The organism is Methanosarcina sp. Kolksee (assembly GCF_000969945.1).
GTDB classification, from domain to species: domain Archaea; phylum Halobacteriota; class Methanosarcinia; order Methanosarcinales; family Methanosarcinaceae; genus Methanosarcina; species Methanosarcina vacuolata.
In genome coordinates this window covers 2,781,731-2,796,280 of the sequence record NZ_CP009524.1, presented here as the reverse complement: position 1 = coordinate 2,796,280, position 14,550 = coordinate 2,781,731, and the positions used below count along the sequence as shown (strand labels likewise).

Annotated in this window: 12 protein-coding genes; 9 read left to right on the top strand and 3 right to left on the bottom strand. The window is 39.7% G+C overall.

The annotated features are described in order from the left end of the window. Positions 1-236 precede the first annotated feature (236 nt). Complete coding sequence (locus MSKOL_RS11560; RefSeq protein WP_048156373.1) at positions 237-644, bottom strand: DUF1699 family protein; 408 nt, start codon at positions 642-644, stop codon at positions 237-239. A 1,461-nt stretch (positions 645-2,105) separates the two neighbouring features. On the opposite strand from MSKOL_RS11560, the gene folP reads away from it, so the two are divergent. The 4 genes from folP to cofE all read left to right on the top strand — a co-directional run bounded on the left by folP (position 2,106) and on the right by cofE (position 6,463). Continuing rightward, positions 2,106-3,332, top strand: coding sequence for a dihydropteroate synthase (folP, locus tag MSKOL_RS11555; protein ID WP_048156370.1), 1,227 nt, complete (start codon positions 2,106-2,108; stop codon positions 3,330-3,332). Positions 3,333-3,334: 2 nt separating this feature from the next. Continuing rightward, a complete protein-coding gene (locus MSKOL_RS11550) occupies positions 3,335-3,949 on the top strand; it encodes a methylenetetrahydrofolate reductase C-terminal domain-containing protein (RefSeq protein WP_048121091.1) in 615 nt (204 codons plus the stop codon). Positions 3,950-4,301: 352 nt separating this feature from the next. After that, the gene (locus MSKOL_RS11545; protein ID WP_048156367.1) at positions 4,302-5,180 is read left to right on the top strand and encodes a methylenetetrahydrofolate reductase; all 879 of its coding nucleotides are present in this window, start codon (positions 4,302-4,304) and stop codon (positions 5,178-5,180) included. A 473-nt stretch (positions 5,181-5,653) separates the two neighbouring features. Further along, positions 5,654-6,463, top strand: a complete 810-nt coding sequence (gene cofE, locus MSKOL_RS11540; protein ID WP_048156363.1) for a coenzyme F420-0:L-glutamate ligase — start codon at positions 5,654-5,656, stop codon at positions 6,461-6,463. A gap of 348 nt (positions 6,464-6,811) precedes the next feature. On the opposite strand, the gene MSKOL_RS11535 is transcribed toward cofE, so the two are convergent. Continuing rightward, positions 6,812-7,006 (bottom strand): hypothetical protein, encoded by a 195-nt coding sequence (locus tag MSKOL_RS11535; protein ID WP_156151064.1) that lies wholly within the window; start codon positions 7,004-7,006, stop codon positions 6,812-6,814. Positions 7,007-8,103: 1,097 nt separating this feature from the next. Beyond that, a complete protein-coding gene (locus tag MSKOL_RS20225) occupies positions 8,104-8,247 on the bottom strand; it encodes a hypothetical protein (RefSeq protein WP_156151063.1) in 144 nt (47 codons plus the stop codon). 43 nt (positions 8,248-8,290) lie between these two features. Between MSKOL_RS20225 and trxA the strand changes: the two genes are divergently transcribed. The 5 genes from trxA (at position 8,291) to MSKOL_RS11510 (ending at position 14,387) form a co-directional block, all read left to right on the top strand. Then, entirely contained in the window at positions 8,291-8,557 is a 267-nt protein-coding gene (trxA, locus tag MSKOL_RS11530; RefSeq protein ID WP_048123938.1) for a thioredoxin, read from the top strand. A 682-nt stretch (positions 8,558-9,239) separates the two neighbouring features. Next, positions 9,240-9,647 carry a DUF1699 family protein gene (locus MSKOL_RS11525; protein ID WP_048121083.1) on the top strand — a complete coding sequence of 136 codons (408 nt, stop codon included), beginning with the start codon at positions 9,240-9,242 and terminating at the stop codon, positions 9,645-9,647. Between the two features lie 714 nt (positions 9,648-10,361). Beyond that, a complete protein-coding gene (locus tag MSKOL_RS11520) occupies positions 10,362-11,381 on the top strand; it encodes an MBL fold metallo-hydrolase (protein WP_048156360.1) in 1,020 nt (339 codons plus the stop codon). 375 nt (positions 11,382-11,756) lie between these two features. Beyond that, on the top strand, positions 11,757-12,170 hold the full coding sequence (locus MSKOL_RS11515) for a hypothetical protein (protein WP_231592205.1): 414 nt from the start codon (positions 11,757-11,759) through the stop codon (positions 12,168-12,170). A gap of 450 nt (positions 12,171-12,620) precedes the next feature. Next, positions 12,621-14,387: a ribosome biogenesis/translation initiation ATPase RLI gene (locus MSKOL_RS11510; protein WP_048121071.1), complete on the top strand. Its 1,767-nt coding sequence runs from the start codon at positions 12,621-12,623 to the stop codon at positions 14,385-14,387. The last annotated feature ends 163 nt before the right edge of the window (positions 14,388-14,550 follow it).

Sequence of the window (14,550 nt, the reverse complement as noted above, 5' to 3'; positions counted from 1 at the left end):
AACTCGTCGTCTTGAGCACAAATGTTGCACAGAAACCATTTACCTGCAACCGTTGCCCCTTTTGATCACGCTTTCATGACGTTTTAGGTTTAGCAATAGTTTTCGGTCAAGCCTTTTTTGAAAAGGGTTGTTCTACAACCGTTTCGCCGGTTGATCACTCCGACCATGTCATTGCTGGGTTTTTTTCTCAAGCCTTTTTTGAAAAGGCTAGCTGGACAAGGGCAGAGATTTTTTTCTTACTCCAAATCTTTTTTGTTCAGAATGTAAGAAATCATTTCAGGACTAAGTTTGCTCTCATGCGCTAATTTCTCCGCAATTTTTTCACTGGGAATGCCTTCAGCTTTCATGCATCTCATTTTTGAAATTACGGATGAGGGGACAGTATAATACTCATTAATGTCTTTTCTGTGGCCCCAGACATCCCCTTCTATGAGCTGAACTTTTTGCATTTCCATAAACATCTCTATGGCTCTTGAAACTGTCCTTATGTATGATCTTGGAAGCTGGATTACTTCCAGTTTCGGACAGGTCTCAACAAGCAGAAAAATATCTTTATTTGACGGCCTGAATGCGAAGTGAACTACCTTTTCATTCGGATTCAGTGACAGAATTTCATTTCTTGAACTGATAACTCGTATTCTCATATAGATCCCCCGACCCAAAACTTACTAAAGTATCAATAAAAGAAGTTACACTACTTTATTTAAATATTTTTCTTGTGTACTCCTCGATTTTGTCCTGTTATATTGAGAATACTGAAAAAGAAGTATATGGGAAAAGCAGAACTAAAAAGCTAAAAAATACTTTTATATTTCAAATCTATATAATTTGATTATAAAATATTAATAAATATAAAAAATATAAAAATGTTTCGTAGTGCACATCCCGATTTTTGATACTTTTATATAATTCAAATCATAAAAGGATAATTATTATAGTAATCCATTAACAAAATGGCTAACATCAATTGATTGTTGTCTCAATGTGACAGGGGTCGGAATGTCAGTCATAAGGTTTCATAAGGTAATGCATCGATTATCAAATAAATACATACTAAAAAAATAATTACAGCTTATAACTCAAATATTATTTTAAAGTCATATGTAATTTTGTTACACGGAAAACGCAATCTTCCGAAGAGTGATTCGAAAGAGTGATTCGAAAGAGTGATTCGAAAGAGTGATCCAATCTGGATGTTACAACCACGAAAAACATGGAAAGCACGGAAGAACCAGGTCTTTATCACTCATTTTCGTGTTTTCCGTGTATTCTTTGGTTTTCAAAAAATCAATTTTGAACATACTTTGGAATCAATACACTAGATTTGGTAAAAATCATTTATACTAGAGCAAGAAAAGTTGTTTTTCCCAATTGTACCAGATTAGGGAAAGAACCTTATTCTTTCGCTCTTACCAGTTTACAATATTAGTAATTGTTTTTACAGATAATTTCGGCTCTTCGTTATTCCCTGTGGATAAGACGATTTTCAATTCGAGACCGCGTTGGTTTTTATGAAGACATTACGAGGATATCCACACAAAACAATGACGAATCATAATTCTTAAAACCATAAAACGCTGCTTTCCTAATTGTACCATATCAATTCTACACATCAATATTTTTATGTATTATTGGAGCTTATAATACTATAATAGCGTTTACTGTTAATAATATTCAAAATAATTATTTGGTTTTACACATAATCCTATTAATATATAATGTTCGGTCGGCAAAATGAGGCCTACAGCAAGGCTTGAAACCTGCTTTAATGTATCTTAAAAATTCCTTAAACAAGTATACCTGATAAAGTCAGTTTATATGTATTAATTAATATATGATTATAGTGATTATTTGTTTAATCCTGATAATAATTGATAAATAAAATTCCCTCTGTCTGGAAGCCTCTGCGGACGCAATAGAAAGATTTTTCACGGAATGTAGTAAAGCGGAATAAACTATATTTTCGCGATTTAAAGGCATATCGTTGAAATCTCCGACAGTGAGAAAGCTCTGTAAAGCCGGCTTCCCCCAGCCTATTTACCAATGTTTATTAAGCGTAAGCTAGCGTTATTTTAATTGAAATTTATAGATCCTGGTTGTCAAAAATGGTTGTTGATACTGAAATATGTGGTATAAAAATAGGAGATCGATACCCTGCACATGTAATGGGTATTATTAACTTTAGTCCTGAGTCCTTTTACGGAAATTCGGTCGTAAACCCTGATTCTGCGCTTGAGACAGCTCTAAAAATGGTTGAGGAAGGAGCAACCTTTCTGGACCTTGGAGCCCGTTCAACCTGGTTACATGCCGAGCCTATTAGCAGGAAACAGGAACTTGAACGTATTTTGCCAGTGCTTGAAGCACTGAAAGGCAATGTGGATGCTGTGATTTCCGTGGATACGATGTTTCCTGAAATCGCAGAAGAAGCTCTCAAAAGGGGAGCTGATATCATAAATGACGTCTCCGGTTTTACTGCAGACCCCAGAATGATTGAAGTAGTGGCAGACTACGGATGTCCTGCTGTTGTCATGGCCTCAAATAAAGTTCCGGGTGATCCCCTCGGAATGGATGCCGTTATACAATCCCTTGATTCTATTATACAGGCTGCTGAAGCAGGTGGCATAAACCCAGAAAAACTCATACTTGATCCTGCATCCGGCAGGTGGATCGAAGAAAAACTTTCCATTTATGACTTTGAAACTCTTGACGATTTTGAACGCCTTCAAATTTTTGAAAAGCCTTTGTTAGCAGCTCTCTCAAGAAAATCATTCATAGGAGATGTACTTGGAAAACCTGCAACTGAGAGGCTCTATGGCAGCCTGGCTGCAGCAGCTATTGCAGTTTACAAAGGTGCTCATATTGTCCGTACGCATGATGTACCTGAGACCGCTGACGTCGTAAAGCTTTCAGGAGCTATCAGGAGTAGTCCAAGTATAGTAAAAGATGGCAGGTATGAGGTCTCTGTGGTTGAGGTAAAGACACCACAGGATGCAGCCATTGCAATGCGGAAACTTGGAGTTACCACGACAGGCTCAAAGGTAATGCAGAATAAAAGTATCCATCTTATGCTGAAAATTCGTAATCTTACGACCACAGAGGCTTTGATAATAAAACAGGAGATACTCTCTCGAGGAGGGGATGCAGCACTGACAAGGAATGCAGTTTCCCACGAAACAGAGATGACTGATGTGCTTGTAATGGGTACTCTGCTTCAGCTTGGACGTCTTGCCAGGAAACTTGAAGGGCAGGCGCGCTCCCTACCACTTATTGCCGAAATGATCCGCGAATGTATTGCAAAGCGGAGAGATCTGGAATATCGATATTTGAGGTAGTTATGATTATAACTTCAGCAAAACCCCTTGAAGAAATCCTGGCCCTGTTACAGGACGAAGATGACATATTTATTATCGGATGCAATGTCTGTGCTGCAAAACTGAAGACCGGTGGAGAACCCGAAGTGCTTGAGATGATCAGACAGCTTGAGAAAAGCGGAAAGCGTGTAGTAGGCTGGGCTCTCCCCACAGCAGCCTGCAGTGTCCGGTCTTTTGATTCCCTGGTTCAAAAGAATGAAAAAATAACTGAAGCACGCTGTATTCTGGTTATGGGCTGCGGTAGTGGAGTTTCAACGGTTTCCGGTGTTACGGAGGTTCCTGTATTCGGCTCAAATGATACGCTTTCCCTGGGAGGTTCAAGCGAAGGTAAGCTGCTTTCAGGCCAGTGTATAATGTGTGGAAAATGCACAATTGGTGAATTTGGAGGTATCTGTCCTAAATCACGATGCCCTAAAGGACTTCTAAATGGGCCCTGTGGGGGAGCTATTGACGGGATGTGTGAAGTCAACAGAGAGAACGATTGCGTATGGACTTTGATTTATAATAGGTTGAAAAAAATCAATAGGCTTGATCTCCTTTACACAGTTCATGCCCCTCAGGAGCATAGAGTTGATTAAATTCATTCACATTTTTTATTTAATTTTTAAATCATATTTTTTCCCGTGCTTGAAATACATGTCTTTGACGCATCAGTGTAAGTCTGCTATAACCTCTCTGATCCGCAAAAGGTAACCTCTCTGATTTGCAAAAAGTAACCTCTCTGATTTGCAAAAAGTAACCTCTCTGATTTGCAAAAAGTAACCTCTCTGATTTGCAAAAAGTAACCTCTCTGATTTGCAAAAAGTAACTTGTCTGATCTGCAAAAAGGGATAATGCGGCACAAAGGTTTTTGAAAATAATATTAACCGACTGATGGTGCACGATTCAGGAGCATGGTTTAAATAATTTCATCCCTAATATTCTTACTCAATGCTCTTTAATTTTCGTGAAAAACTGAATTCCAGCAAATTTCTGGTCACTGCTGAAGTCTCCCCTCCTAAGGGCACAAGATTCTCAGTTCCCCTTGAAGATGCTCACCAGCTCAAAGGTATTGCAGATGCTATAAACGTTACGGATAATCAGTGCTCAATTATGCACATGAGCTCCCTGGCTTTTAGCAAGCTTTTGCTTGATGAGGGACATGAACCTATTATGCAGCTCACCTGTCGGGACAGGAACAGGATAGGACTTCAGTCCGATCTTCTTGGAGCGTATGCTCTGGGTATCCGGAACATCTGTGTGATGACAGGAGATTTTCCTTCGTGTGGAGATCACCCAGGTTCAAAGCCCGTATACGACCTTGATTCCGTACAGCTCCTTCAACTTGTTCGGAAGCTTGACTCAAGCATTAATTTTGCAGGAAACAAGCTGGACGGAGGCACCTCTTTCTGTGCAGGTGCGGTTTCTGGTATAGACCCTGAAAAACCTTTGCAACTTATAAAGCTTGAAAAGAAAGTCAGCTGTGGAGCTGATTTTATCCAGACTCAGGCGGTCTATGATGTGGGCATGTTTGAGGAGTTTATGGAGGCTATAAGCCACCTTGAAGTACCTGTAATTGCAGGCCTGATTCCTCTAAAATCTCTGGGTATGGCTGAATTCATGAACAGGAACATTTCGGGAATTCATGTGCCTGAAGAAATCATGCTTCGTATAAAAGATGCACCTGATCCTGTCGAAGAAGGTCTTTCAATAGCTTCAGAGACTATAAAGGAGCTTATGAAACTCTCACGAGGGGTTCATATTATGCCTATAGGATCTCATAAAAATACTGCAAGACTACTTTCGATGGCTGGAATTTCCGGGAAATAATTTTCTTACAGGTAAAAATCACTCTCTATACCGGAAGACTCTTTTTCCTCTTTTTCAGCGGTAAGATTTTTACTTTCTGTATTCTCTTCTTCAGGCTTTTATTCTCATTGATTATTTTATCTGGGTATCCTTTCATATTTTTAGGCCATTTTTTATATTTTTTTAGATTTTACCTCGCATCTTTTTAGATTTTTTCTCACATCTTTTTAGATTTTTCTTCACATCTTTTTGAATACTTCATAATATTTTTTTGGCAATTTCTTATATTTTTTTAGATCTTTTCTCACATCTTTTTGAATATCTTCTTACATCTTTTTGAATATCCTCTTACATCTTTTTGAATTTCTTCTTACATCTTTTTGGGAGCCGTCGGATACATTTATCAATATCCTCCGGCATTTTACGATTTGATTTCGCATTTATTTTAGATTCAGCAAACCAATTTAGTCATTAACTCCTAAGGGCAGCAGAGTATGAGTTCAGAAAATACTTCCATCCAGATGTTTGGGATTAAGACCCCTATTATAAGGGAAGGGGATGATATCGTACAGATTATAGATAAGGCTCTGGAGGAAGCAGGGCTTGTCCCTATTGATGGGGATGTTTTCGTACTTGCAGAATCTGCAGTTGGCACTGCGGAAAGAAGAGCCGTCAGGCTTGCAAGTGTGAATCCAGGTGAAAAGGCAAAAGTGCTTGGGGAACAGTACGGGATCGATCCCAGGGAAATGGAACTCGTGCTTCAGGAATGCGATGAGATTTTTGGAGGTGTACCTGGAGCTGCCCTTACAATTACAAAAGGCGTTCTGGCTCCTAATGCAGGGATTGATGCTTCAAATGCCCCTGAAGGATATGTGATCTTGCTCCCAGAAGACCCGCGAAAAAGTTCCGAGATTATCAGAGGCCGGCTTGAGCAGCGTTACTCATGCAGACTAGGGGTAATTATAGGAGACAGCAGGACTCAACCTCTCAGGCTTGGTTGCTCGGGAATTGCGCTTGGAGTTTCAGGCTTTGTGCCTGTGGAAGATGCGCGGGGAACTGACGATATATACGGGAAACCTCTCCGTATTACATACAAGGCTGTAGCAGATAACCTTGTCTCGGCTGCCGAACTCCTGATGGGAGAAGCTGGGGAAAGAGTGCCATGCGTGCTTATCCGTGGTGCTCCGGTAAGTATGATAAATGAGTCACCTGATATGCCAACGATCCCAATGGAAGGCTGTATGTATTTCGGCAATATAATAAAAGGTCGGCTCGAGGATAAAAACTGCGAGAAAAATGTATGATTCCTTAACTGGTTCCCTGATAAAAGCGGGTTTTTCTTTCTAACTGCTCTTCAATAAACTGAAAGTTTTTTAGAGTTAGCTGGTCTTCTTGCAGGAATTATCTATAATAAATAGAGTGCCAAGTCCAGGTCTTATTCCTTCAGAAAATTATTCCTTCGGAACTCCCATTGGAGAGCCTGCAAGAACTTGCCACTATTTTAAAAAAGTGTGTTAAATGAAAGGAAAAGTAAACAGTCACCGATTCAAGAAAAGACGAGTTTCAGGGACTTGTCCGTCATGCCGTGAAAAGATAGCTATTATGCTTTTTCCCTTCATACTTAGTAATTTTTTCAGACTCGGTCGTTATTATTAGCAGTCCCAGTCGAAGTCACGACCACATCCTCTTCTGCGGCCGCCGCGACGCCTTCTGAATCCATCATCACAGTCAAAGCGGCCACCAAAACCGCAACCGTCAAATCCACCACAGCCTCCAAAGCCTCCAAAACCGCCGCCGCAACCATCAAATCCTCTTCCTCTTCCAAATACTCCAAATCCTCCACCCATTGTATTTACCTCCATGATTTTACGATATTCTTTCTATATTTTTTTGCTTCATATTCTTAATACTCGTTCTGCATACTGGAGGAGATGATTTTTAAAATCAGGATACAATCTGATTAAATTCCTCATCAACCTCCCCAATCCTGTAATGTACCCGTGGCAGTTATTTTTAGAAATGATTCATTTTTCTCCTTTTTATTTGGGATAAAATGTTCAACTTTAATTGACATGAGTACAAGTATAAATATAATTATATATTATATAATAGTAATAGAATATCTATTCCTTATTAATAATAACTTTGGGGAATTTGTACTTAATAGCTAAAAAATAGGTTCAGCTTACTAGCTAAAAAATAGGTTCAGTTTTGTATTAACACCTTAATAGCTTTAATTCCTATCCAATAAGCTAGTATCTTGAAAATTTAGTTATTGGTCACATGTTAACTCTGAATCGCTATCTGTTGATGGAAAGCTATCAAAGGTTTGCTCAATAATTACATTTTCATGACACTAGCTATAGAAACGCAGTATATAAATTCAGTATTATACGAGCTGATCCCAAAACGCAAAATTGCTTCTCTTAATGTTGTATTCTGGATTATCAATAAGAACTTCTGGTCCTAAAAAATAATTCTGAAACTCTTATTGATGTGGGAATAAAATTGATTTTGGGATGAGCTCTACAAATAAACACAGTATTATGAATAATCCGAAGAAAACCACAAACTTACGTAGGCAATAAGTGATGCTTCATGAGCAGCTTTATCTCCCGATTGGAATATAGAGCTCTCTGGTATTGGAAAAAATACTTGCAAATTGGCACTTTTAAGCCATTATCCCAATCGTGTACATATTTGCTACTATCTCAATTAGAATTTGGTTTCTAACGGATAGTATTGATTTGATCCTTTTTGGGATCTTACACGATAGAAATATAAATGCAGCGATCAATATAAGACTATTCCACTTCGATATGGAAATAATTTACCTGGGGATTCCAGGGTAGGGCCTGTGGATTTATTATCGGTAGAGAGAATGAAGCAGGAATAAATAATTGGATATTTGGAATTATTTCTCATCATCGAAGATAATATACAATTATTGAGTCCCGACCCTGTATTTGGTAAATCCAGCTTTCATGTCGCCTATCATCAGGATTGGGTTTCCGGCAGCTTTGTCGTACAGGCCTTTAGACAGTGTATGTACGACTCTTCTGTACGCTTCCCGGAATGGATTAAACAAAATAGAGAAATTCCCAGACGTTTCAAAATATAAAGGTGATTTTATGAAACCAATGTTATTGGACTTTTCCGCAACATGGTGTGGACCTTGCAGGATGCAAAAACCTATTCTTGAAGAGCTTGAGAAAAAGTACGGGGATAAGGTTGAGTTCAAAGTTGTAGATGTGGATGAAAACCAGGAAATGGCCTCCAAATATGGCATACATGCTGTCCCAACGCTGATTATCCAGAAAGATGGGATTGAGGTAAAGCGCTTCATGGGAGTTACCCAGGGTAGTGTACTGGCGTCGGAACTCGATAAGATCCTCTGACCCTCAGTTTTTCTGACAAAGACCGCCCGGGGTTCCAGAAACCTGGGGCTATCTTTTTCCATATCCTTTTTATCTGTTTATTTCAGTCGAATTTGGAGCGAGGGCGCGAACATACCCCGTTTCCTGCAGCGAGGCGCGCCAGCGCAACTTTGATTTGAGCTTTTTCTATATCCCTAAAATAGAATAAGTCTTGTTGCCGTTATTCTTTAGTATTTGTTTTAAAACTGAGCATATTTATTAATAGTACTTTAAAACTCATCCTAATATTATAGTATGTGGGTGGAAAATTGATAGGATTTAATGTTCTCATTTTTTGGTTTTTAAATTAAAACCATGTATCTGTTCTTAACTTTTTCATATAATCCCCGCAGGTTCATATTAAATCAAAAACAATAGCAGTGAAACTATGCATGTACCGAATTTTGCTGCGGGAAGTGAGTCTCTGAGATTTTTGTTTGAAAAATTATGAAATTCTGTAAATATCATAATAATTTAATAAGTTAATACAAAATAATTATATGAGTAAACTAGAGTATTTTGATTAAAGAAATGTTTCTTGAATCAAAAATCTCTAATACTATCTAAATAATGTTAGTTCAATGGGATAAATATTTATAGTCAGTATATCTTAATTATATCAATGTAAAAACGTAAAAAAATTTAAAGTGAGATGAGAAAAAACATGAAGATCCGAGTGGTTAGTTCCAGAGAAGAAATCTTTACACTTAATCCGAATGAGCGCGTTGTTCACCTGGCCTTCAGGCCATCGAACAAGGACGTTTTGGGCCTGGTTGAGACCTGCCCAAAAATTGAGGTAATTCAGTTGCCGAAATCCTATATGGCTACAGTTTCAAAATCCATAGAAATGTTCCTTGAGATGCAGAGAATCCAACTCATTGAAGGCGACGTCTGGGGCCACAGGAAAGATATAAACGAGTATTACACGATTCCGTCCTCAGTGACTGAAAAAATAAAGGAAATGAGATCTGAAGGTATATCCACTGAGGATATCGAAGCAAAGATTTCAAGGGAAAATATGCTTAACCCTGAAATGGTTGCTTATATCATAACCAAGGAATCCCCTGCCTGAATTTGAACTGGATAAAATACGCTACAAGGCGTTTCACTGGAGATTAAACCGCAAAGGCGTTGAATCTTTCGCGTTCTCGCGATCTGATTTCCGGCTTAAATCTTCTACTGGAGAAGGCTTATGCCTGGAGAAAGTAGGAAACCCTGAAAACATAATTGAGATCCGCTTTTTAAGAGGATTTCTTATTTATTAACTTTTTTTGTTACTTTTTTAAGAGATTTATAATCTGTGGAGTAATTGGGACTCCCAGAGTTGCTGTGGAAGTTGCTGTCAATACTAACTGGAAAACAAGTTTCACGATTTCTTCAGCGGCGTAACTCACAATAATTTCGTTTGTGACATTTTTTCCGAGTGATCTCTGAGTTATTTGAGTTTAATGGGAAAATGAAGAAACAAGGTCAAAGGAGGCCCTAAACCTTTCATTACCTCTACTATCAACAGTCAGTAATTAACTGCCCAACATCGTGAATTTTAGTAAAACTTAATACTTAAAACAGTTTCTTTTAGTTTTATAAGATTCCTGAGCAAGGTTTACTAAATAAAGAGTTTCAGCAGAAAACTCCCGCTTTACCTCATTCTCCGGCGCTTTAAGGCAAAATACAAAAAAGACTTAAATTCCGAGGTATTCTCAAATTTTTATAAACCAGTACATTACCAATCTATGTGATTTCCCTAACCTTAAATACCTTAAGTATTATTTCCTCAAGGATTTGCGTGATTTCTAAAAAACTGATTGATCTTGGTGTGTTGGCGCTCAGACAGCGTAATTCTCGCGGGACTTTTAAACCGCATATCTCACTCCGGTTCAGGGACAAAGCCGGAGACTTGCGCACCTTTTCCATTGATACTACCAGGACGGTTGGAAAGCATCCTCAGCCCGATGCCTATCTGATCACCCATGCCCATTCCGACCACAACGGAAAATCGGCTATGCTCTCTCCCAATGCCGTGTGTACGGAAAAAACTGCTGTGGCGCTTGAAATCAGGCACGACAGAAAATATGCGGGCAGCATGTGCAGGCTTGGGGATGGAATCGACATCGAAGGAACAACGGTAAAGACATTTCCTACGGAACATACCGCAGGAGCGAGTGCTTTTTACTGGGAAAACGATGTAGGGACAAGGATTCTGGTTACAGGCGACGTCAAAGATGCAAGCAGCCTTCCTCCCTGTGACGTCCTTATCACTGAAGCTAACTATGGCGACCCTGCCGACCCTTCCTGCCATTTTGCAGATGACCTTGAAGGTATGAAATCTGCGCTTTTCGAAAAAGGGCCTGTAGCCTTTGGAGCATATGAATTCGGAAAGGCCCAGCGCGCAGTTGAACTAATAAGAGGTTTTGGATATGATGGCGCTATCTGCATGGAGGCAAGGACAAGGGCTCTTACCCGCAGCATGCTTGAGGATGCCGGGGAACTGGTAGGGCTTGACTCCGGAGAAGATGACGGGGTTTTTATAGTTGCTCCCTGGGACCTTGACAAGTTGCCCTGGAACATGAAAAAATACGTCTTAAGTTGCCGCATGGATTATCCTTACCCAACAATCAGGATAAGCGACCATCTTGATGCTTGCGGGCTTGAAGATATGGTCCGGAAACTTTCTCCTGAAGTCACTCTTGTCTATCACCCAGGAGGGAATAGACCTTCAAAATTTTCAAAACATTTAAATTCGATAGGAATTGATTCGATATCTATAGATCAGATCGGTAATGTTTTAAGTAATGAATTTATTTAAAGCTGTGAAATCCAGTCTTAATAGTAACTTCAACAATTCAATTTCGAGAATCTTGTATCAAAAACTAAACTCCAAGGATTTAATTCCGTATTGTAATTCAAGAATCTTATTTCAGCAAAAAATTATAATTACCTGATATATAATTTGATTCTAATAATTTTAAATACAATGATTTTAATCTGAGATCTCAAATATGCAAATCAATATCTTATGTACAAATCAATATCTTATCCGCAAATCAATATCTTATGTACAAATCAATATCTTATCGCAAATTAAAATCTTACAATTCAGGTCTAATTTTTTAACCGAGATTAGGTTCTGACTACGATTACATCCAGGGAATGTTAATTGCCGTTCAGGAGAGTATACAGGTTGAGTAAGCAAAATCCGAAGTCAAAGTCCAGAAAGGAACCTGCAAAAATAGCAGAGGCTACTTCAGCAGTTCCTGCAGCAAAGATTGAGACTCCAGAGAAGAAGACTTTTATCAAGGAAAGGACGCCTGAGGAAAAGCAAAAGGAGCATAGGGACGGAATTGTAAAGACAGTAGTAGCCGCATTACTCGGCACAATCGCAGGAGTTTTATGTTTCCACGTGTACGGGACCGGAGAAGACAGGATCTGGTATGCTGTACTTACAATCGTCATTGGAATTACGTATTTCATACAGAAGTTTCTTTATCCTCAACTTCAGATCAGTACAAAGGAGTTCAAATTCAAGGACTGGTTCTACGTAGAGTTTATAGTCATTGATTTTTTCCTTATAGTCTGGACTCTCCTCCTGAATTAAGATTTAATTTCCTGAATTGCAAAAAGGCTCTCTACATTTAAGGGTCTTTTATACAGTTTTTTATCACAGGTTTTTACCTTTTTGATTTCCTCAGCTTCTGTATTACCTGGCCGTTTATTTCATTAAACTCCTGTATGACTGGTATTTTATGTATGCAGTTAGTCCAACGGTTCATATACCAGAGCAGGCATTTCATAACCGATAACTACTGTATACAACAACTGTATACCGAAATACCTCTCAGATAACTGCTGTATACATGCAATATCCTCTTAACATTAATACTGGACATTACATTATCAACTGCCTTGCCGTGATAACTGTTCTCTGCTATAGCAGGAACTTATGGAACTTATATTACTACGCTCCAGTTACGCTTGAACTCACAGCAGGTGCTTTATCTAACACTACTTAACAAATTAACGAAAAACGTAATTTTCGGGGACTATCATGAGAATAGCTATACTTAATAAAGATAGGTGTCAGCCCAGACGGTGCAGTAAGGAGTGCGAGAAATATTGCCCGAGGGTCCGGACAGGGGATGAAACTATTGTTTTTGAGGAGGACGGAAAACCCGTCATTTCCGAGGAACTCTGTGTAGGCTGTGGAATTTGCGTTAATAAATGCCCTTTTAAAGCCATTATGATCATAGGGCTTCCTGAAGCTCTGAAGGAACCCACTCACAGGTATGGAGTAAACGGCTTTGCCCTCTTCGGGCTGCCTGTGCCCAGAGTAGGAAAAGTAACAGGGATTCTCGGCCCTAACGGGATAGGAAAAAGTACGTCCGTCCAGATTCTTTCAGGAACTTTGATCCCTAACTTCGGACAGAAAACAGGCGATTGGGATACTGTGCTTGAACACTATGCCGGAACTGCACTTTATGATTACTTTAAAGATGTCGTGGACGGGAAAGTCCGGGTTTCCCAGAAACCGCAGTATGTAGACCTCATCCCTAAAGCTTTCAAAGGAAAAACCTCCGAACTGCTCGAAAAAACCGATGAACGAGGAGTCCTTGATGAGCTTATCGACTATCTCGATTTAAAAAGCATAGTTGACAGAAAAATCTCGGAATTAAGCGGTGGAGAACTGCAGCGTGTGGCAATAGCAGCATGTGCGGCAAAGGACGCTCAGTTCTACTTCTTTGACGAAATTAGCCCTTATCTTGACATTTACCAGAGGATTAACGTCGCCCGCCTGATCCAGGAGATTTCAAAGGACAGGGCTGTACTTGTAGTAGAGCATGACCTTGCAATCCTGGACATGCTCACAGACGTCATTCACATTGCCTACGGAGAGCCTGCAGGTTTCGGTGTGGTTACTCTTCCAAAGAGTGTACGTGTGGGGATCAACCAGTATCTCAAAGGCTATCTCCATGAAGAAAATATAAGGATCCGACCTGAGGCCATTAAGTTTGAAGTCCATCCTCCAAGAGAAGACCACCAGTTAAGGTCTATGGTTACCTTTAATGGTTTTTCAAAGAAATTCGGAGATGGGTTCTCCCTGAAAGCCACAGGTGGCAGCCTTCGTGAGGGAGAGGTGCTCGGAGTAGTGGGTCCCAATGGGATAGGAAAGTCGACTTTCGTAAAAGTGCTCGCAGGGGAAATCAAACCTGATGAGGGCGATCCAGGCATAGACGTCAAAATATCTTACAAGCCTCAGTATATTAAAGCCGACATCCCTGTGCGCGTACAGGACTTCCTGCGCGGGATCTCAAAGCATTTTGGGACCAGCTATTATGAGGTAGAGATTTCAAACCCACTACAACTTGATAAGATCTATGACAGCCTGCTTACAGAACTTAGCGGTGGAGAACTGCAAAGAGTTGCGATTGCAGCCTGCCTTACTCAGGAAGCCGACCTCTATATCCTGGACGAACCCAGTGCCCACCTGGATGTTGAACAGCGTTCAATGGTCACAAAAGTCCTCAACCGCTTTGCCGAAAACAACAACAAGACAGCTCTTGTCGTAGACCACGATATCTACATGATAGATATGCTGAGCCAGAGACTCGTGGTTTTTGAAGGCAAGCCTTCGGTATACGGTGAAGCGCATGGTCCGTTCAGCATGGAAGATGGTATGAACAGATTCTTAAAAAACCTGGGCATAACCTTCCGCAGGGATGAGGAAACAAGGCGTCCGCGCGTGAATAATATGGGTTCAAGGCTTGACCGGGAGCAAAAAGAGAGTGGAAATTACTATTACTCAGCAGGCGATTAAATTCGGAATCGGTTACCGATATTTGATAATTGGTGCTGAGTAAGCTATGTTCAAAAAATCGTAAAAGTTGGAAAAATACAAAAAGTTGAGTTTCTCTGAATAGAGAATAAGGTTTTTGCAGAGATTTTTGAAGGGGTTTCTGCAGATACTAACTTTTTCGATA

Excerpts from the sequence above, each read along its gene's own strand:
- MSKOL_RS11560 (WP_048156373.1), bottom strand. The coding sequence starts at position 644 with ATGAGAATACGAGTTATCAGTTCAAGAAATGAAATTCTGTCACTGAAT.
- folP (WP_048156370.1), top strand. The coding sequence starts at position 2,106 with ATGGTTGTTGATACTGAAATATGTGGTATAAAAATAGGAGATCGATAC.
- MSKOL_RS11525 (WP_048121083.1), top strand. The coding sequence starts at position 9,240 with ATGAAGATCCGAGTGGTTAGTTCCAGAGAAGAAATCTTTACACTTAAT.
- MSKOL_RS11550 (WP_048121091.1), top strand. The coding sequence starts at position 3,335 with ATGATTATAACTTCAGCAAAACCCCTTGAAGAAATCCTGGCCCTGTTA.
- trxA (WP_048123938.1), top strand. The coding sequence starts at position 8,291 with ATGAAACCAATGTTATTGGACTTTTCCGCAACATGGTGTGGACCTTGC.
- cofE (WP_048156363.1), top strand. The coding sequence starts at position 5,654 with ATGAGTTCAGAAAATACTTCCATCCAGATGTTTGGGATTAAGACCCCT.
- MSKOL_RS11510 (WP_048121071.1), top strand. The coding sequence starts at position 12,621 with ATGAGAATAGCTATACTTAATAAAGATAGGTGTCAGCCCAGACGGTGC.
- MSKOL_RS11535 (WP_156151064.1), bottom strand. The coding sequence starts at position 7,006 with ATGGGTGGAGGATTTGGAGTATTTGGAAGAGGAAGAGGATTTGATGGT.
- MSKOL_RS11545 (WP_048156367.1), top strand. The coding sequence starts at position 4,302 with ATGCTCTTTAATTTTCGTGAAAAACTGAATTCCAGCAAATTTCTGGTC.